The organism is Chryseobacterium shigense, assembly GCF_900156575.1.
In the GTDB taxonomy this organism is placed as follows: Bacteria; Bacteroidota; Bacteroidia; order Flavobacteriales; family Weeksellaceae; genus Chryseobacterium; species Chryseobacterium shigense.
In genome coordinates, this window is the sequence record NZ_FTNY01000009.1 from 41,345 (window position 1) to 59,423 (window position 18,079).

20 protein-coding genes are annotated in these 18,079 nt (G+C 38.6%); 10 read left to right on the forward strand and 10 right to left on the reverse strand.

The window, feature by feature from the left end:
• Positions 1-63: 63 nt before the first annotated feature.
• Both BW964_RS22240 and BW964_RS22245 read left to right on the forward strand, forming a co-directional pair.
• Positions 64-1,515: a tetratricopeptide repeat protein gene (locus BW964_RS22240; RefSeq protein WP_123912008.1), complete on the forward strand. Its 1,452-nt coding sequence runs from the start codon at positions 64-66 to the stop codon at positions 1,513-1,515.
• Positions 1,516-1,604: 89 nt separating this feature from the next.
• A complete protein-coding gene (locus BW964_RS22245; protein ID WP_123912009.1) occupies positions 1,605-3,032 on the forward strand; it encodes a tetratricopeptide repeat protein in 1,428 nt (475 codons plus the stop codon).
• Positions 3,033-4,030: 998 nt separating this feature from the next.
• On the opposite strand, the gene BW964_RS21485 is transcribed toward BW964_RS22245, so the two are convergent.
• Complete coding sequence (locus tag BW964_RS21485) at positions 4,031-4,408, reverse strand: VOC family protein (protein WP_076510597.1); 378 nt, start codon at positions 4,406-4,408, stop codon at positions 4,031-4,033.
• A gap of 270 nt (positions 4,409-4,678) precedes the next feature.
• Between BW964_RS21485 and BW964_RS21490 the strand changes: the two genes are divergently transcribed.
• The 4 genes from BW964_RS21490 (at position 4,679) to BW964_RS22775 (ending at position 7,443) form a co-directional block, all read left to right on the forward strand.
• Positions 4,679-5,683 (forward strand): aldo/keto reductase, encoded by a 1,005-nt coding sequence (locus BW964_RS21490; RefSeq protein ID WP_076510528.1) that lies wholly within the window; start codon positions 4,679-4,681, stop codon positions 5,681-5,683.
• A gap of 17 nt (positions 5,684-5,700) precedes the next feature.
• On the forward strand, positions 5,701-6,603 hold the full coding sequence (locus tag BW964_RS21495) for a helix-turn-helix domain-containing protein (protein ID WP_076510530.1): 903 nt from the start codon (positions 5,701-5,703) through the stop codon (positions 6,601-6,603).
• A gap of 77 nt (positions 6,604-6,680) precedes the next feature.
• Entirely contained in the window at positions 6,681-7,118 is a 438-nt protein-coding gene (locus BW964_RS22770) for a hypothetical protein (protein ID WP_228432118.1), read from the forward strand.
• Positions 7,087-7,443, forward strand: a complete 357-nt coding sequence (locus tag BW964_RS22775; RefSeq protein ID WP_228432120.1) for a hypothetical protein — start codon at positions 7,087-7,089, stop codon at positions 7,441-7,443. The genes BW964_RS22770 and BW964_RS22775 overlap by 32 nt, the downstream gene beginning before the upstream one ends.
• A 323-nt stretch (positions 7,444-7,766) precedes the next feature.
• On the opposite strand, the gene BW964_RS21505 is transcribed toward BW964_RS22775, so the two are convergent.
• Both BW964_RS21505 and BW964_RS21510 read right to left on the reverse strand, forming a co-directional pair.
• Positions 7,767-8,927 (reverse strand): FAD-dependent oxidoreductase, encoded by a 1,161-nt coding sequence (locus tag BW964_RS21505; RefSeq protein WP_076510532.1) that lies wholly within the window; start codon positions 8,925-8,927, stop codon positions 7,767-7,769.
• Between the two features lie 25 nt (positions 8,928-8,952).
• Positions 8,953-9,711 (reverse strand): helix-turn-helix domain-containing protein, encoded by a 759-nt coding sequence (locus BW964_RS21510; RefSeq protein ID WP_076510534.1) that lies wholly within the window; start codon positions 9,709-9,711, stop codon positions 8,953-8,955.
• A gap of 258 nt (positions 9,712-9,969) precedes the next feature.
• On the opposite strand from BW964_RS21510, the gene BW964_RS21515 reads away from it, so the two are divergent.
• Positions 9,970-10,965 (forward strand): MsnO8 family LLM class oxidoreductase, encoded by a 996-nt coding sequence (locus BW964_RS21515; protein ID WP_076510537.1) that lies wholly within the window; start codon positions 9,970-9,972, stop codon positions 10,963-10,965.
• A gap of 29 nt (positions 10,966-10,994) precedes the next feature.
• Here the strand turns inward: BW964_RS21515 and BW964_RS21520 are convergent, their stop codons facing one another.
• Entirely contained in the window at positions 10,995-11,750 is a 756-nt protein-coding gene (locus tag BW964_RS21520) for an MBL fold metallo-hydrolase (RefSeq protein WP_076510540.1), read from the reverse strand.
• A 150-nt stretch (positions 11,751-11,900) separates the two neighbouring features.
• Here BW964_RS21520 and BW964_RS21525 point away from each other — a divergent pair, with 150 nt between their 5' ends.
• Positions 11,901-12,263 (forward strand): hypothetical protein, encoded by a 363-nt coding sequence (locus BW964_RS21525; protein WP_076510542.1) that lies wholly within the window; start codon positions 11,901-11,903, stop codon positions 12,261-12,263.
• 119 nt (positions 12,264-12,382) lie between these two features.
• Here the strand turns inward: BW964_RS21525 and BW964_RS21530 are convergent, their stop codons facing one another.
• Positions 12,383-13,306, reverse strand: coding sequence for an NAD(P)-dependent oxidoreductase (locus tag BW964_RS21530; RefSeq protein WP_165789206.1), 924 nt, complete (start codon positions 13,304-13,306; stop codon positions 12,383-12,385).
• Positions 13,307-13,423: 117 nt separating this feature from the next.
• Between BW964_RS21530 and BW964_RS21535 the strand changes: the two genes are divergently transcribed.
• Both BW964_RS21535 and BW964_RS21540 read left to right on the forward strand, forming a co-directional pair.
• On the forward strand, positions 13,424-14,005 hold the full coding sequence (locus BW964_RS21535; RefSeq protein ID WP_076510599.1) for a Crp/Fnr family transcriptional regulator: 582 nt from the start codon (positions 13,424-13,426) through the stop codon (positions 14,003-14,005).
• 315 nt (positions 14,006-14,320) lie between these two features.
• A complete protein-coding gene (locus BW964_RS21540) occupies positions 14,321-15,256 on the forward strand; it encodes a ketopantoate reductase family protein (RefSeq protein WP_076510546.1) in 936 nt (311 codons plus the stop codon).
• Between the two features lie 162 nt (positions 15,257-15,418).
• Here the strand turns inward: BW964_RS21540 and BW964_RS21545 are convergent, their stop codons facing one another.
• The 5 genes from BW964_RS21545 to BW964_RS21565 form a co-directional block, all read right to left on the reverse strand.
• Entirely contained in the window at positions 15,419-15,766 is a 348-nt protein-coding gene (locus tag BW964_RS21545) for a 4Fe-4S dicluster domain-containing protein (protein ID WP_076510548.1), read from the reverse strand.
• Positions 15,767-15,928: 162 nt separating this feature from the next.
• Positions 15,929-16,252: a 2Fe-2S iron-sulfur cluster-binding protein gene (locus BW964_RS21550; protein WP_076510601.1), complete on the reverse strand. Its 324-nt coding sequence runs from the start codon at positions 16,250-16,252 to the stop codon at positions 15,929-15,931.
• A 39-nt stretch (positions 16,253-16,291) separates the two neighbouring features.
• Positions 16,292-16,849 (reverse strand): NADPH-dependent FMN reductase, encoded by a 558-nt coding sequence (locus BW964_RS21555; RefSeq protein ID WP_076510550.1) that lies wholly within the window; start codon positions 16,847-16,849, stop codon positions 16,292-16,294.
• A gap of 4 nt (positions 16,850-16,853) precedes the next feature.
• The gene (locus BW964_RS21560) at positions 16,854-17,354 is read right to left on the reverse strand and encodes a DUF2480 family protein (RefSeq protein ID WP_076510552.1); all 501 of its coding nucleotides are present in this window, start codon (positions 17,352-17,354) and stop codon (positions 16,854-16,856) included.
• Positions 17,355-17,383: 29 nt separating this feature from the next.
• On the reverse strand, positions 17,384-18,010 hold the full coding sequence (locus BW964_RS21565) for a superoxide dismutase (RefSeq protein WP_076510554.1): 627 nt from the start codon (positions 18,008-18,010) through the stop codon (positions 17,384-17,386).
• Positions 18,011-18,079 lie beyond the last annotated feature (69 nt).

Below are 18,079 nucleotides of genomic sequence, written 5' to 3' on the forward strand. Positions count from 1 at the left end.
ATACAAAAATCAATATACACCACAGGAAATAACCGATAAATTATATATGAACACCATCGTATTATGAAAAAGTTGATAGTCCGTATTCTACGGATGGTTATATTATTTATTATTGTTTCATGCACTCAGACTTCTCCTTATAGTCATACAAAAGATTTTGATCAGCCTTTGATCGAGCAGAGTAATGAATTGAATTCTTCAGGTAATTTTGAAGCCCTTGTTCAACTCAACGGAGCCTATTTTAAAAAAGCAGAAAAGTTAGGATATGAAGAAGGTAGAGGGCTTTGTCTTCTTAATATTGCCAATGTGAATTCTACAGAAGGAAACTACGAAAGAGCACACCTCCTTTTAGATAAAGCAGGAGAAAGTCTTAAACATTCAGAAAACAGCTTTCACCGAGCCAAATTTTATGACAGCTATGCCCACTATTATTCCCATCTTAAACAGTATAATAAGGCCATCATTTATAGTGATTCAGCATTGTATGCTTTAAAAAAAGCGCCGGATTCCGATCTTAAAAAAAAGCTTCTCCCAAGAATTTATACCAACAGAGGAACCTATTTTGCATGGAAAGGCCAGCTGGGAAATTCATTGAAAAATTTTCATAAAGGAAATGCTTTAGAACAATCAGCTTATTCTACCTGTATGATTGCCCAGTATTACCTCTATACCGACGGGCTGGACTCAGCAGGAATCTATGCTTTGCGAGCAGAACAGATGATGAATCGTCAGAAAACACCAGATATTGAAAAATTATGGATTTACTATACGATAGGATACTACAATAAGGAAATCAGGCACAGTAACGAGGCCGAAAAAATGTTGAAAAAAGCATTGGAGATGAGTGTCAAAACCCGACTGACCTATTCTTTCCAGATAAAAGACATCTATAAAGCTTTATCAGAAGTGTATACGATGAAAAAAGATGATGAAAAATCATACGACTATTTATCCAGGTACCTGCAGGAAGATAACAGACTAAATGAATCCCGATTTGCAGCGATCAATAAAACAACAGACCGTTTTATATCAGAAGCCAAAAAAGAAGCGGATCAAAGGAAAAATGATTTATGGATCCTGGGAATACTCTCTTTTGTAACCCTCTCTGTATCCGGATTATATGCCCGGAAAGAAATACAGCTTTTAAAGCAGAAGAAAAAAAGCCTAAAAACAGAAACGAATACTTTGAAAAGCCACGTCTATGAAAAGAAACTTCTGGAAGTCATGGAGCTGGCCCAAAAAAATGATTCTTCATTTCTGATGAAATTTAAAGAACTGAATCCTGAATTTATCAAAAATCTGCTGATCATCAATCCGGATCTTGAGAACTCTGAGCTGGCCTTTTGTGCCTTATTGAAACTTCATTTTACCTCTAAAGAAATTGCAGATTACACCTTTGTTCAGCATAAATCCATTCAGCAGAAAAAGTATAGGATAAGAAAAAAACTGAATATAGAAGGAGATCAGGATATCTATGAATTCTTTGATCTTGTAGGAAAAAACTCCAATGAATGAATTTATAAATAAGCCTTATATTTAGCAGCAGGCTTTGAAATGTTCATTCACATTGAAAAATATATAAATTAATATAATATAAAACGTACATGATACGCTGTTTTATCTTCATTTTGCTCTTGATTTTGACTTCATGTACAAATGATTTTCATAATAAGTATGAAAATGATTTTGATTCTCCTTTACTCACGCAAAATGAAAAATTCCGTCTTTCCGGCGATTACGATTCTCTCGTAAAACTAAACAAAAGGTATTATGAAAAAGCAGAAAAAATAGGATATAGTGAAGGAAAAGCATTATGCTTTCTGAACTTAGCCAATGTCAATATGCCTCTGGAAAATTATAAGAGAGCAGAGTTCTTTTTTAGTAAAGCAAACAAAATACTCAAGGATTCAAAAAATAATATCCATAAAGCCAAATTCAATAATGATTACGGTAATTTTCAAGTCTATCTTAAAAGGCTGGACAAGTCTTTTGAGTACAATACATTAGCGATGAATTATATAGAGAATACCAAAGAATCTCCTTTCCGGAATGATGTTCTCTTTAAGATTTACTATAAGCGGGGCGATTATTTTTACCGTAAAAAGCAGTATGCTCCGGCGCTCGACTATTTTCGTAAAGCCGGAAAATTAGACCATTCGGGAAGAACAGAATGTGCGATCGGAGATCTTTATTTATATGGATTCAAAAATATGGACTCAGCCCGGATTTATCTGTCTGCTATTGCGGAATCATGCAACAGGCAAGGAATAACGGATGGGGTGGCTCTTAATGCCAATACGGTTCTGGGAGAATACTATTTGATCACCAGGCAGTACGATAAAGCAGAAAAAGCATTGTTAAAAGCATTGGAAATCAATAATAAAACAAAATTTGTCTTTGCCCAATATACCCAATACATTTATACAGATCTTAAATCGCTGTATGAACGTAAAGGGAATAAAGAAAAAGCCCTCAGGTATTTACAAGCCTACACCTATGAGAGGAGCAGGTCCGATACTGCTTTGCTGGAAGCGATCAATGATGACATGAACAAGTTTATTGTAGCAACGGAAAGAGATGCGAAAAATCATCGAAATAATATTCTGATGATGATCATTGTTTCTACATTGGTTTTCGTCCTCTTTGGAATCTATGCTTGGAAAATCATAAAAAAGCTGAGAAACAGAAAAAAACAGCTTAGAGATGAAACGAAAGAGCTGGAAAATAAAATATACAATACCAGCCAGGAAAAAGTGATGGAGCTCGCAAGAAAAAATGATGCCTCGTTTTTAGATATTTTTAAGAAGGCTTATCCCGGCTTTATTGAAAAGGTACTGGGCGTCAATCCGGATCTTGAAAATTCCGATCTGGTGTTTTGCGCCATGCTGAAACTGCATTTTACTTCCAAGGAGATTGCCAACTACACTTTTGTACAGCCCAGGTCTATCCAGCAAAAAAAATACAGGCTCCGGAAAAAACTGAATATTCCAACGGAGACAGATACCTATCAGTTTTTTGACAGCCTTATCTGATATGTTGAGGGTATTCCGACCTTTCAAAACACAAGACATTTGTAAACAAAAAAACTGCCTGATCATATCAGACAGCCCTCGAAATTTTTTTTTCCATCATCACTGAAAATCCGATTTCACCAATTGTGGTTTATAGTTTCAAATTTGGACTTTTTATAAGAAGATGAGAAGAAACGTTCTACTACACAGGTACTACATCGTGATTTTTTCAATATTTATCAATTTCTATTTAATATTAAAAATCAAGGTTGAGCTGGCTTGTTATTGTGTATGTTTTTGATTTTTAGAGCTTTAAAGCTGTGGTTAGATTGTGCCTTCCATAATGATGTGATGATTTGATGAATTACTACATCGGATCAATCATTTTTTTACTTTTTAGGAGTTAAATACTTCATATTCGAAGTAGTATATAAGTAGAAGGCGAATTTTTGCTGGTAAATTTTTTATAGAGGAACTTTGAAAAAGATAATGTTTCAATAGTGTTCGTTAGTAAAAATTAGGAATAGCTGCCCGGCTTTGTCAGGCAGCTTTTTATTTCACAGGGTTTTTGGGGTTCCTGTTTTTTTGCTTAATGATGGTTTTCATTCAAAAGGTAAAGTCTAATGATATTTTCATTTATTTCATTCTATTTCATGAGAATACTATGTTTTTATTCCGGAAATGATCAAATGATGTTAAATAAAGGAAAAAAAATAATTGAAATTTAATTATTTGTAATTCAGTATTCTAATTTCTGGAAGTATCTGAATAGTATGTTATTTTTATATGATTTTGGCAGGAAAGTAATAGTTTTATTCTCTTAAAAAAATTCTTACGATCCGGATGCACTGATAATCAGATCAAGCGATGAAAGGTGTGATGTGTGGTAATATCAATAATGAGATGCTTTACATTCAAAGGCAGATCATTGATCTGTTCTGAGATGGAAATCAGTTTTCATGGTACCGTTTGTGAGGAAAGAGCCCGGATATTCCGGGCTCTTTCTATTTTTTAACTTTCTATCCAATCGGTTCCCACAGCTGAATCTTGTTTCCTTCAAGATCCAGAATATGAAGGAACTTTCCATAATCATAGGTTTCAATTTCGTCCAGAATTGTAACGTTTTCCTTTTTTAGCTCCTCTACCAATGCCTCCAGATTTTCCACTCTGTAATTGATCATAAAATCTTTGGATGAAGGTTCAAAATATTGTGTATTTTCAGCAAAAGGAGCCCACTGCGTCAGTCCTTTTTTGGTGGGGTCTTCACTTTCGCGCCACTCGAAACTTGTTCCGTATGGGCTCGTTTCAAGACCCAAATGAGTTTTATACCATTCATTCATGGCACCGGGATCTTTTGATTTGAAAAGGATACCTCCAATTCCTGTTACTTTTTTCATGTCTATTTTTTTATCGTTAGAATACAAAGTTGTATCACGGAGTTCAACAGCACTTCCGTCTGATTTCAAATATATGTAAAACTTTTCATCAGAATATTCTTTTCATTTTAAATGATCAGCTTTTCTCATGGTCTTGATATCATTTTTACTTGAATATGGGCGGTTATCCTGCGAAAAATACAATTCCGTGATTTGCATACAACATTCATCATTCTGCATACACCGGCTTCATCATTTCTTCTGAATTTTGTACCTATAAAAATCAACGATATGAATTTGAATCAGATAAAATTAGGAAGCCAGGGCTTGATCATCCCCAATATAGGTTTGGGATGCATGGGAATGACAGGTTTTGAAGATGCTCATATGTATGGCGAAGCAGATGAAAAAGAAGTCATTGCTACCATCCACCGTTCCCTGGAACTGGGAGGTAACTTTCTCGATACTGCGGATCTTTACGGACCTTTTAAAAATGAACAGCTGATCGCCAAAGCTATAGGGAATAGCCGGGATCAATATATCATTGCAACAAAATTCGGATGGGAAATAGATGATCATGATAAGGTGACCTGGGCGATCAACGGGACCAAAGACTATGTAAAAAAAGCAGTAGAGAGATCCCTTAAAAATTTAAAAACGGACTATATCGATCTTTACTATATGCACCGCCTTGATAAAAATACCCCGGTTGAAGAAACCGTGGGTGCGATGAGTGATCTGGTCAAAGAAGGAAAAGTAGGGTACATCGGTTTATCAGAAGTATCTTCCGAAACAGTAAGAAGGGCCAATACTGTACATCCTGTAACCGCTGTACAGAGTGAATATTCTTTATTTGAAAGAACAGCAGAAGAAAAAGGAGTTCTGGCAACACTGAAGGAGCTGGGAATTGGTTTTGTTGCTTATTCACCGCTGGGAAGAGGATTTTTATCAGGTCAGATCCGTTCCATCAATGACCTGCCGGAGAATGACTTCCGAAGAGCGATTCCCCGTTTTCAGGAAGCCTATTTTGATAAAAATATTGAGCTGGTGAAAGCTATTGAAAGCATGGCTGAAGAAAAGAACGTAACGTCTTCACAACTGGCGCTGGCCTGGATCATCAGTAAAGGCATCGTTCCGATTCCCGGAACCAAACGCAGAAAATATGTTGAACAGAATATTGATGCCACCAAAATTCATTTACAGGAAGCTGACCTTTTAAAACTGGAAAGTATTGTACCTTTAGGAACTGATACGGGTGCTCCGTACGATGAGTTCAGCATGGGACTCTTGGATTAATCTTTAAATCGCAAGCTATGAATACCATCCAGTCTGTTTCCGCTTTTCACCGGTTACTGTCATTACCTGAGCCCAAACATCCGCTCGTAAGCGTCATCAATTTATCCGAAAGTGTATTTCTGGAGGACGAAGTATGGAAGGGTTTTGTGAACAGATTTTACTGTGTCGCTTTAAAAAGAGAGGCAACAGGCAAAATACGATATGGTCAGCAGCACTATGATTATGACAAAGGAGTTCTGAGTTTTACTGCACCCAACCAGGTGCAGTATCTTGACCTTCATACTGTGGAATGTGGGGCGGGATATCTGCTCATCTTTCATGAAGATTTTATATTAAAACATCCTTTAGCTCATATTATTTCCGGTTATGGATTCTTTTCATATGCTGTAAATGAAGCTTTGCATTTGTCTGAAGATGAAGAAACGAACCTTATTGAAATATTTCATAAAATAGATAAGGAATGTCAACATATCGACAAACATACCCAGGAAATTATTCTGTCGCAGATTGATCTTTTGCTTAATTATTCCAACCGTTTCTACGAGCGGCAGTTCATTACCCGGAAAAGCAACAATCAACAACTGCTGGCCAGATTTGAAAAATTTGTAAATGATTATTATGATCGGGAACAGTCTTCAGAAAAAGGACTTTTAACCGTTCATCTTATTGCAGACGCCATGCATCTTTCTCCTAATTATTTAAGCGATCTTTTACGGTTCCACACAGGAATGAATACCCAGCAGCACATTCATGAAAAATTGATCACCAAGGCTAAAGAAAAACTTTCCGCCACTGAATTGTCAGTCGGTGAAATTGCCTACAGTTTGGGATTCGAGCATGCCCAGTCTTTCAGTACTTTATTTAAAAAGAAAACAAGAATGGCTCCCTTGGAATTCAGGGCAGGATTTAGATTGAGCTGATTCACAAAGATATTTTGTCCGAATTTTCTGAAATGCTTACATTTGAGTTTTTCCCGTATGGATTAACCTGATTACTTATGAAAAAAATGCGCTTCCTTACATTTAATGGGCTTGTCTTACTTCTTATTCTGGTCTGTAGCTGTTCAAAAGAAGAAAAAAAGCAGATAGTAAAGGAAAAGAATACCACTGGCACTTCAGGAGTTATAGAGGCAGAAAAAGCTGAACCTGTGATTGAAACTAAAAAAGATCCCGCAGACTTTGTACCGGAAGGGTATACGGTTTTTGAAAAGTCTTTTGGAGATCTAAACAATGACGGAGCAGAAGATTGTATTCTCATCATTAAAAAAGTAGATCCCAGTAATATCATTACCGACGAATACAGAGGAAAACTTGACCGTAACCGTCGGGGCCTGATCATTCTTTTTAAGAAAAATAACGGCTATGAGCTGGCATCCAGAAACTACAGCTGTTTTTCCTCAGAAAATGAGGAAGGAGGGGGTGTATTATGCCCCTGAACTGGATGTTTATGCCGAAAAGGGAAAACTGTATATTCATTATGCTCATGGCCGATATGGCTATTGGACCTACACCTTCAGGTATGGAAGTTCAGATTTTGATCTGATCGGATATGATGACAGCTCAAATACAGGTCCAAGAGTCAACAGTACAACCAGCATTAATTTCCTAACCGGAAAACAGCTTGATAAAACCAACGTCAATGAAGAAGCAGAAAGTGGCGATGAAGTATTTAAAGATTCATGGAAAAAACTGAAGACAAGAAAACTCCTGACCCTCTCAGAAATTAAAGATTTTGATGAACTGGATCTTTCGGCATACTAAGACATAAGACATAAGATTTCAGACGTGAGACTTTTAGGTAAGATTGAGATGGATGTGAGAAGAGGGCAATGGTAAATTTTGTTTTGTAAATGAATGATTAATTTTAACTTGTAAGAGTCCGGTCATCAGCTGATAATGTATTAATTGTATCATTAAGAATCGGCAATTGTATTTAACTAACAGATGATGACCAGCAACTTTAAATCTCTAACTCTTATATTCCATAACTTTCAGCTCAGTTAGAGTCTCACGCTTATATCCTGTACTTTTTCAGATGAAACGATCTAGTCAACAAAGACCTTAAGTTTATTTTTCTGTGAAACTTAATGACTGCTGAAAAATTCAAGCATAGTGGCTAAAGCTGTTTCAGAATGCATCTTATCCCCATTTTCCAAAGACTCTTTAGTGGCTTTGGCCGCTCTTTGGCGCATCTGAGTTTCATAATGGGAAATTGCTTCATGAAGGGTGCTGAAACGGTCAGAAGTGAGACATTGGCTGAGTTCCAGAGCATCAAGCATCGCCATATTGGCACCTTCTCCGGCAAAAGGAGGCATTACATGAGCGGCATCACCCAGCAAAGTCAGATGAGGCTGAGTTTCCCATCCCTGATCCAAAGGCATAGAATAAATGGGACGGGGAATAAAAGGAACAGTGGCATTTTCAAACAGCTCATACCAGATCGTACTCCATTCAGAATATTCTTTTTTAAACCACTCCAGGATCTGTTTTCGGTCAGAAAAATCCAGACCACTCTTCGTTGCCCAGTTTTCATCGGTCCTGAAACTGGCATAAAATCCAAGATCACCACTTCCTTTCTGGCCCATAAGAAGGTTTTTGTCATTTCCAAACGCCATGATTTTACCGTCTCTGATCAGTTCTTTGATATGAGGAGCTGTTTTTTCGGCGTTGGAAACATTCCCTTCAAGCATTAAAATTCCGGAATAGATTGGTTTCAGATCAGTAAGATAAGACCGGATCTTTGAGTTGGCTCCATCTGCGGCAATCACAATATCTGCGTAAGCCGAAGATCCGTTTTTAAAATGAAGCAGCCAGCCGCTGTTTTGGGCTTCCATCGAAATAAAATGGCGGTCCCAGACTACAGTTTCAGGCGCTAAAGAGTCCAGCAGCATATTTCTCAACGGGCCACGGTCTATTTCAGGACGGAAATGTTCATTCCCGAAATCTTCATCAGGTTTTGTTTCATGATCACTGTATACGATCACTGCCTGTTCATTAACGATGAGGGTCTTGTCTGCACCGGGACGGTAATTCTTTTTAAACTCATCCAGCAGATCTGCAGCCCGCAATGCATCCATGCCCGATCCTTCATGCATATCAAGAGGAGACCCCTGTACTCTTGCATATTGATTAAAATCTCTTTCATATACTTTTACCTCTGCGTGACGAAGTTGTAAAAGTCTTGCCAGTGTCAGTCCTCCGGGACCGCCCCCTATTATTGCTATCGATTGATGATCTGTTAACATCGTAATTTATTTTACTGATGCAAAATTATTTTTGTTTCAATACTGATAATAGTATAAATCGGTCATTTTTATTTTGGGATAATTCTTTCGGAGGAACGCCTGAAAATTTTTTTATTTCTTTGATGAAATGAGTCTGATCCGTAAAATTAAGCTCGGGAAATAATTGGCCCTCTGCGATATGCTTCAATGATTCTCTGAAACGGAGAATAGTGCAATAGGCCTTTAGAGAAAGTCCGAACTGCTGATTGAAGTAGCGGTTGATCTGCCTGCTGCTCCAGCCTGTGCGTTCTGAGAGTTCCTTCACGCTCATCTCGCCGTTGGAGGAGTAGATGAGGTCGAAAAGCTTTCGTTTTCTTTCATCAACTGTTTCAGGCAAAAGTTGCGTTATTTTTTGTGTTATTTTTTTAGCAAATAGGTCAAGATGGGTAAGGTCATTAACGGAAAGATTCCAAAAATCATCAGGAAGAGCCCGTGCTGTATTCAGAAGGTCTGCAATAGAAGTATGCAGAATATATTCAACGGCTAAAGGTCGGAAGCTGACGACAAAGGCAAGGGTGCCGGATGGAATGGTTCTCTGCTCAGGTTCAGTTTCCAATCCGATGAGAAAAGTGGCGAAAGGATCATCCTTTCCATTTTGCATGAAAAACAGATCAACTCTTCCATCCGGCATGACAACAACTTCTTTTGCTTTGTCAGAAGGGTTATGAAACATTCCGATATTTTCTACGAAGAGATCCAGTGACGGATCCGGCTTAATGAATTGACAGTAGAATTCGTGTTCCATAAAAATGTAATCTTATATTTCAAAAGAGAAAATTACAAAAAATTGTTATGAGATCACGAGGATTCCTTAAGATGATAAGGTTTCATTAAAACCTATTTAAATTTTTAATGAAACCCAGCGCTATGCTGAGGCTGCCTAATATCTGCAAAATATTGATCCTGAAGATAGAAAAGAAAGAATTAAAGCGCTCACATCAAAAAATATAGCTCTTTAGCTCAATAAATTATTTTAGTTTTACACTAAGGTAAAATTACTGGTATGAAATTGAAATTAGGCATTCTGGATCAGTCTCCGGCCATTGAGGGAGGAAGTGCTTTACAGGCATTGAATAACAGTATTGATCTTGCTGTATTTGCTGATAAAGCAGGGTTTCATAGGGTGGTTTATTCGGAACATCATGGAGTGGAAGCCTATGGAAGTTCAAGTCCTGAAATTCTGTCTGCCGTTGTGTTAAGCAAAACCCTGCGCATCAAAGTAGGAACCGGAGGAATCATGATGAAAAATTATTCAGCCTACAAGATCGCAGAATGGGCCAAAATGCTGGAAAGTCTTTACCCCGGACGTTTTATTCTTGGTCTAGGGAAAGCTCCCGGAGGATTAAAAGATGCAGTATCCGCACTGAATAATCACAGACCTGTAATTTTAGCCAGCCAGGAAACGAAATTGGAAGAGATCATCCGATACATCAAAGAAGAAAAAGGAATCTACGAAGGACTTATTGCCCAACCTACAAATCTCATTCACCTTCCTGAAATCCTTTGGCTAGGCTCCGGAGTTCAATCTGCCACGGAAGCGGCTCAACATGGCTTAGGCTATTCGTATGCCGATTTTATGAGAAATGATCATGCAACTGAAAGCACCGAAACGTATTTAAGCAAATTTGACAGAAATCAATACAGTCCGGCGCCTTCACTGCAAGTGGCCGTTGCCGTATCCGTAGCAGAAGATTTGAAATCAGCTCAACATAATGCCTATGGGATGGCTTATCAGTTTTTGCAGGCAAGACATATTCAGTCGCCGGAAGCACTTCTGCCCGCAGAAACCATTGAACAGAGAATATTGGGAAGTGAAGATGAGGAAGAATTCTTTAAGATCCTCGGCCATATCATTGCAGACACTCCCGGAAATATCTCAGCGAGACTCGGGGAAAAAGCTGCGGAATATCATACAGATGAATTATTGATTCTCTGCAATATGTACAAAGAAACAGACCGCCTTAATACTTATAAAAGGGTCATCACTGCCAATCAATAAAGAGATCCTGATCAGGGAAGTGAAGATTCTTACCAGCCGGAAAATTCTGTGTGATCATGATAACCGAAAATTTTGATTTCAGGATGATCCTTGATCAGTTTTTTTATCTTTTCCATCGATTCAAGACGTAACGTATTATGATCTGCTCTAGCCTCCGCAAGATGTCCTGCCGGATGATTGTCATCTTCCAGTTCTGCTCGGATATAATACGCATCTCCTACATAAAGTATCCACTTTTCTTCCCAACGTATGGCTACTCCGCAATGTCCTGCAGTATGTCCAAATAAAGGAATCAACAGTATTTCAGTTTCAAAATCAGTAGGGACTCTTCTGGCTTCCATTCCAAACCAAATCTCAGTTGAAACACCATAAACTTCTATTTCAGGATGATGGTCCAGATGCTGGGGTAGGTAGCGGGGATTTCCGCTGTTGAAATTCATCAGCTCTTCTTTGGAAACATGCACCTTCGCATTAGGAAAATCGGCCAGTCCGCCTGTATGATCAGGATCCAGATGGCTTATGACACAGTGCTTTACCCGAGAAGGATCTAATCCCAGTGTTTTCATCTGATGAAAAGCTGTTAATTGATGATCGAGCTGGAATCCTACTGCTTTTATCAACTCGTTTCCAAGGCGGTCGTCCGGATGTTCAATGTCCTGTATTCCCAATCCTGTATCAATCAGCACAAGGCCCGCATCTTCTTCGATTAAAAGACAGTGTCCGGTTACATTATTATTGAAAGGCGTAACGATTTTTACGCAGTTAAGATGATGAATCTTCCTCATACCCGATATTTCCTGACAAGATATAAATTAATGCTAATGATTGACCTGGTTGGGTGGCTGTATTTTAACAGTTTTTGCCACTTTCTTTAGGATGACAAGTTTTGGATCAATAAAAGTATTATATTGGCCAACTTATAATACCATTCCCTCATGAGCTATAATATCCAGATATTCAGTACTGAAACGAAAGAAAAAGAGAAAGCCGCCGATGACGACAGCTTTTTTGATCGTGAAGAAAATCTTATTCCCTTCACACAGGGGCAGGTTTCAGGATTAAAAGAACGTCTGTTAAAATACAAATACAACTTGGTAAGTGAAGATGAGACAGGACTTCATTTCAATCATCCTGATGAAGATTTTGGAAGTGCTTTACTAACAGATAAAGGCCTTTATTTCAATGCAAGTTTGAGTGAAAGCTCCATCTTTGAAGTAGGAATGACGGCCTCTGAATTTACCGATACCGGGGAATTTGCAAAGTATGATCCGCAAAATGAAGGCTGGGAAGAATTTTAAACACGGAGGCTCTGAATTAATTATAACCAAGGCGAACATTCAGGTATAATATGATAAAATAAGTGAACTTGATCTCCTTTTTTACTTGTTATTCATTTTAGATCAATTGAAATCGCTGATTACTTTTTATCAGATAGTTTTTTAAAATTCTGTAAGGTTTCTATAACTCCTTCAGGGTTTTCATTCTCAAAAATACCAGACTTTGAAACTCTTTCAAAGGTTTCAGCGGTTCCGGAAGCGATGATATGAGGGAGGTTTTCACTTTTCAGCATATCGGCAAGACCTTTCATTTCATCAATTCTTCTCAAAATGTGCTGCGGATAGGTGGGGGTTGTTTTTATGAGATCCTGATAAGTTCCGGGAAGAAATTCCTGAAGACTTTCATTCAGTTCATCCAGAATTCCGAAATGAGCTGCTGCGGTCATGGTTTCAAAGAAAAGAGCATTCATCCCTTTATTTACCATCGAAAACAAAAGTTTGTATGCTGATGCCGCCTCTGTTTTTTCCCCTGCATCCTTAATTTTAAAAACGGGTGAGAACAACTTAATAAAAAGAGGTCTGTATCTACCACTCACAACCAAAACAGCATGGTCTGGAACATCCTTGGAAGCTCCCATTACTGCTCCGTTGACAAAAGGAACATCCAGGTCCGAAAATAATTCTTCCATGGATAATGAAAGGGCAGGAGTATTAGAATTTAAATCCACATAAAGAGGACGGTTGGGGGTTGTTTTCAAACATGAAATGATACGTTCCGCCATTGTCAGGCTTCCTTCCGGGCTGGTAAGCGAAAGAATAACATCCGCCTGCTCAACAGTATTCTGAAGAGAATGCGTATCGGTAATTCCTGAATTTCGTATATTATCTAAAGTTCGCACCGACCTTCCTTCTCCCGCAGTGATGACTTTAAAGTTATGGTGTATAAGTGCTTTGGCTATCTGGGTTCCCATATCTCCGGGGAAAAGAACTGCAATGACGGGCTGGGTTTTCAATATAGATGATTTTTGAAATGATAAATTGTTTAACAATACAAATCTCTTCATTTTTTTTAAGCGGTTGCGCATATTGTTTCGATGGTCATTATTGATAAAACCGATTAATAAAGGAAAGTGTTCGGGATTTTCCTTAATTTTGATTCTCGTTGCGACCCTTTTATGATCATGAATAAGTCTTCAATTAATCACTACTTCCATTCTTTATTTGACATCAAAGAAGAGGTAGTTGGAAAAATCACAGAAACCTTTAGTTCCTTCGAGCTCAAAGCGAACGAAATTGTCTTGCATAAAGATGAGGTCAGTACCAGAACTTTTTTTCTGGAAAAAGGCTACGTCCGTTCCTTTATTCTGAATGAGGACAATGAAGAAATCACGACTAATATTTATGTCGCCCCCTGTTTTGTCAATGACTTTCTGTCCTTCTTCAGACAGCAGCCCGCCAAGGAAACCTACCAAACCATAACGGCCTGTTCTTTTTGGGAAACAGGACTAGACAATGTACAGCACAATTTTCATAATATTCCTGAATTCAGGGAGTTCAGCAGGCTTCTTTTTGTTCTTAATTACTACAGCATTCACGACCGGCTGATAGAAATGGCCAGCCAGAAAGCTTCTACGAGATATTGTAATCTGATGAAAAAGCATCCGGAAATTTTCCAGCACGTTCCTTTGAAAATTATTGCGTCCTACTTAGGAATCAAAGACAGTTCATTGAGCCGTATCAGAAGGGATATTAATAAAATGTAACCGTAATTGTTTGAGAGTTGGAGTGTTTTTGGGTTTTGAGATACAAGTGGTATTGAGTTATGGGTTAAAATAACATTGCTAATTAAATTGTTGCTACCGGTAGCTGGTTCGTGGTGTAAAATATTCTTAATCGCAGTCTAAACCTTTGCCTCAACCTTAGTCTGAAATCTGAGCCTTGCATTTTGGCTCTCGAATCTCGAATCTAACATCAATAAAAGTCTCAGGTCTGGTCTCTGAAATCTTACAGCTAATTTCTTCGCATTTGTCAAGTGATAGTATCGAATTTCAATCTCATCTTTGTTAAAAAATAAATTTATGACTAAGAAGCACGTTGTTGTGGTTGGATTGGGTGGAGTAGGCGGATATTTCGGTTTTAAAATCAACCAGGAAAATGAGTCCTCCCAAAAATATAAAGTCAGTTTCGTAGCAAGAGGAGAAACGTATCACAAGGTAAAAGAAAACGGACTGGTTCTTATCTCACCCGAACATCCTGTGGATCATACGCGCCCCGATGCTGTAGAGCAGAATATCAGCGATGTGAAAAATGCAGACGTAGTATTGATCTGTGTCAAAGAATATGATCTTGAAAACATTTGCAGACAGCTCAAAGAGGTGATCAGCACTGAAACCGTGCTGCTTCCCATGATGAACGGTGCCGATATTTATGAAAGAATCAGAAAAATAATTCCTGATAACGTTATACTTCCCACCTGTCTGTATGTCGCTTCCCATATCAAGGAAAAAGGTATTGTAGGGCATAAAGGAAAGGCGGGAAAAATGATTGCAGGCAGAGACCCTCAGCATTTCTCTGCTGAAGTGGACTGGATTGCAGATCTGCTGAAAGAAAGTAAAATTGACTTTGAGTTTAAAGATAATTCTCTGACAGACATCTGGACCAAATATATTTTCATCGCCAGTTTCGGATTGGTAACGGCCAAACATAATTCTTCCATCGGAACGGTATGTGATAATGATGAACAAAAACACGAAGCCTCAGAAATCATGAAAGAAATAAAAATGATTGCTGACAAGAAAGGGATCACTTTAGACGAAGATATTATTGAAAAAACATTTGAAAAAGCGTCTGCATTTCCTTTTGAAACGCCTACCTCTCTGCAACTGGATGTTAATTCCGCAAAAGAAAACAACGAACTCGAACTATTGGGCGGTGCTGTTTTGAATTTCGGGAAAGAACTGGGGCTGGAAACTCCATTTACCCAGAAGATGTATAACGAGGTAAAAGCAAAATAGTTTTTGGAAAAGCCAGAACAAAAATTTTACAGAAGAGGCGGATTTTTAATCCGCCTCTTCTAATTTTAACCATCAGCAAAATATTCTCAAAGATTTTGGAGACCAATTTGTGATCGTTTTTGCAAAATATTTGATGGAGTACTGTTTAAAAACCAAGATCACTTAAGTGTGTAAAAACTCCTGCCGTCCGAATAAAATATCATCAGTTTCCCGATGTTCCGGATCGTCCACACAACAGTCTACAGGACATACGGTTTTACATTGAGGTTCTTCATGGAAACCTTTACATTCCGTGCATTTTCCGGGAACAATATAATATACATCATCAGCATAAGCCTGTTGATACGCTCCGGCATCAGCCTCAGTCCCATCCGGAAAAATAACCTTGCCGGAAAGCTTGGTTTTATCCTGCCAGCGCCAGTCAACAGCGCCTTCATAGATTGCTGAATTAGGGCATTCAGGTTCACACGCTCCACAGTTGATGCAGTCATCTGTTATTGTAATAGCCATACTTATTGTAGTTTGAGAAATTTGATTCAAAAAAGGGATTTCTTTCAACCTTTGATGGTTTCGGAAATCCCTCCGTCTAAACATAACTTAAATGAAAAAAACATTGGGCTGCCAGCATTGATCGGTTCATCACTCAGGCAGCTTTTTTTTATTTTTTGGGAATTAATCGTGTGCAATTTCTATAGATAGACCATCCATTGCTGCCGTCAGCTGAATTTGGCAAGCCAGCCTGCTGGAAGGCAGAGTCGTAAAGAGTTCAGATAGAAGAGCCTCTTCAACATCTCCTTTTTCCGGCAGCACCGAAGTTTCATTCAAAATATAACAGTGACAGGTAGCACACATCGCCATTCCTCCACACATCGCTTCCATAGGCAGCTCATAAGCTTTACACATGTCTTTCAGGCTTAGCCCCATTTCCAGTGGACAGATCAGCTCATGGATATTTCCATCCTGATCCTTTACCGTAATTATAATTTCTTCCTTCATGATCATCAGTCAATTGTTGATTCCGGTTGTTTAATCATTTTAGTGTCCTTTTACGATCCTTTTTGTGGTAGCAATACTGATCAGTTTATCGAATTTATCAGAGTAAAGGGAAGATATTTTTGTTGGGTCTTCATGATCAAACAATGCGGTTCTGATCACAGGAACACTGAAAGGTACCGGCCAGGCCCGAAGAGATTTGGCTACAGCATCCATCGTATGAATCCCCTGCATGGCATGAAGACCATCTGCCCAGCATACAAGGCCAATCATTTTATCCGTCAGGTACGGCTGATAATGGCCGGAGGTCACTTCAAGCCAGTCCAGACAGTTTTTCATCACTCCGGGAATGCTTCCGTGATACAACGGGGCAAGCCAGAAATGAATGTCAGCCTCCAGAAATAGCTGTGTCATCCGTTCTACAGCTAACGGTGTTTTTGTAAGAGTCACATCAAAAAGAGGAATCCCCGAATCTGCCAGGCTAAAGATCTCCGTTTCAAATCCTGATTTTTCAACTCTTTCTGCAAAGTATTGTGAAATTTTCCCCGATGTTGACTCCGACCTTCTTTCTAGGGAGCCATTGAATATTATTGCTTTCATTGTTTTAACTTTTAAAAATAACTTTCGGTAAGCCTATTTCACCATACATGAGGCTTTTAACTAAAGGTTTAAGAAGCCCGGCCGCTAATAAATACAAAGCGGGATCATGATCTGCTCTTGCCCTGACCACAACTTTCTGATCTTTAAAACATTTTAAATCGGCATACATGAGACGACGCTTCCAGAGATCGAGAAGGACCGTTTCAGCATTATTTAAATCGGCATAGACAACATAAGGAGCTAATTTCTCCATAAGCATCATCAATGCCCAGGGCGGAATAATAGCATCCACAGAGCACACAATAGCGACAGCTTTTTCATTGTATACAGAAAAATCCACGGCAGCAATTGATTCTTTAAACTCCTTCTCCTTCACAATCAGTCCCATAAAAAGATGGTCTTTGATATCCAGCTCAACGATCTCTGTAGTAGGTTTATAGTTTAAAAGATCAAGCGCAATAATTCCTGAAGCTTCTGCTTTATTGATGAAAATTTTCTGGTTCATAATTGATTTTTAATCAATGTTTTAATAGACTATCTGATTTTTGATAAGGCTTCTTCGTATTTTTTTTCTACGGCTGACCAATCCAGAACTGACCAGAATGAATCGAGGTAATCTGCTCTTTTATTCTGATAAGCCAGGTAATAAGCGTGCTCCCAGACGTCTATTCCAAGGATGGGAAAACCTCTGTTGACCGATTGGGTATCCATCATCGGATTGTCCTGATTCGCTGTTGAAGTGATCGCCAGTGAACCACTGAATTTGACCAATAACCAGACCCATCCGGAACCGAACTGTCCGAGACCGGCTTTTTTCATTTCAGCTTTAAAATCTTCAAGACTGCCAAAACTGGTATTGATGGCTTCTGCCAGTTTTCCTTCAGGATTTAATTTCGGCTGTGGAGAAAGAATCTCCCAAAACAGAGAATGGTTGAAGTGTCCGCCACCATTGTTTCTGACCGCCGGGCTGTATTCACTGATCCTTTGAAGAATGGAATCCAGATCGGTAGAAGTTTCTCCGGCTGACTGTAAAGCTGCATTCAAATTGTCTACATACGCCTGATGATGACGCTGATGATGAATGGTCATTGTTTCTTTATCTATAAAGGGTTCCAGTGCATCATAAGCATAAGGAAGCTGAGGTAGTGTCAATGAGTTCATTATTTTATTTTTTTTGATTAATGTGTTTCAAAGGTAATCATATATTTTAATAAAACAACTTTATGGTTG

Bases quoted from the DNA above. Each gene is read 5' to 3' on its own strand.
- BW964_RS22240 (WP_123912008.1), top strand. From the start codon at position 64: ATGAAAAAGTTGATAGTCCGTATTCTACGGATGGTTATATTATTTATT.
- BW964_RS22245 (WP_123912009.1), top strand. From the start codon at position 1,605: ATGATACGCTGTTTTATCTTCATTTTGCTCTTGATTTTGACTTCATGT.
- BW964_RS21485 (WP_076510597.1), bottom strand. From the start codon at position 4,408: ATGAAAAAAGTAACAGGAATTGGAGGTATCCTTTTCAAATCAAAAGAT.
- BW964_RS21490 (WP_076510528.1), top strand. From the start codon at position 4,679: ATGAATTTGAATCAGATAAAATTAGGAAGCCAGGGCTTGATCATCCCC.
- BW964_RS21495 (WP_076510530.1), top strand. From the start codon at position 5,701: ATGAATACCATCCAGTCTGTTTCCGCTTTTCACCGGTTACTGTCATTA.
- BW964_RS22770 (WP_228432118.1), top strand. From the start codon at position 6,681: ATGAAAAAAATGCGCTTCCTTACATTTAATGGGCTTGTCTTACTTCTT.
- BW964_RS22775 (WP_228432120.1), top strand. From the start codon at position 7,087: ATGAGGAAGGAGGGGGTGTATTATGCCCCTGAACTGGATGTTTATGCC.
- BW964_RS21505 (WP_076510532.1), bottom strand. From the start codon at position 8,927: ATGTTAACAGATCATCAATCGATAGCAATAATAGGGGGCGGTCCCGGA.
- BW964_RS21510 (WP_076510534.1), bottom strand. From the start codon at position 9,711: ATGGAACACGAATTCTACTGTCAATTCATTAAGCCGGATCCGTCACTG.
- BW964_RS21515 (WP_076510537.1), top strand. From the start codon at position 9,970: ATGAAATTGAAATTAGGCATTCTGGATCAGTCTCCGGCCATTGAGGGA.
- BW964_RS21520 (WP_076510540.1), bottom strand. From the start codon at position 11,750: ATGAGGAAGATTCATCATCTTAACTGCGTAAAAATCGTTACGCCTTTC.
- BW964_RS21525 (WP_076510542.1), top strand. From the start codon at position 11,901: ATGAGCTATAATATCCAGATATTCAGTACTGAAACGAAAGAAAAAGAG.
- BW964_RS21530 (WP_165789206.1), bottom strand. From the start codon at position 13,306: ATGAAGAGATTTGTATTGTTAAACAATTTATCATTTCAAAAATCATCT.
- BW964_RS21535 (WP_076510599.1), top strand. From the start codon at position 13,424: ATGAATAAGTCTTCAATTAATCACTACTTCCATTCTTTATTTGACATC.
- BW964_RS21540 (WP_076510546.1), top strand. From the start codon at position 14,321: ATGACTAAGAAGCACGTTGTTGTGGTTGGATTGGGTGGAGTAGGCGGA.
- BW964_RS21545 (WP_076510548.1), bottom strand. From the start codon at position 15,766: ATGGCTATTACAATAACAGATGACTGCATCAACTGTGGAGCGTGTGAA.
- BW964_RS21550 (WP_076510601.1), bottom strand. From the start codon at position 16,252: ATGAAGGAAGAAATTATAATTACGGTAAAGGATCAGGATGGAAATATC.
- BW964_RS21555 (WP_076510550.1), bottom strand. From the start codon at position 16,849: ATGAAAGCAATAATATTCAATGGCTCCCTAGAAAGAAGGTCGGAGTCA.
- BW964_RS21560 (WP_076510552.1), bottom strand. From the start codon at position 17,354: ATGAACCAGAAAATTTTCATCAATAAAGCAGAAGCTTCAGGAATTATT.
- BW964_RS21565 (WP_076510554.1), bottom strand. From the start codon at position 18,010: ATGAACTCATTGACACTACCTCAGCTTCCTTATGCTTATGATGCACTG.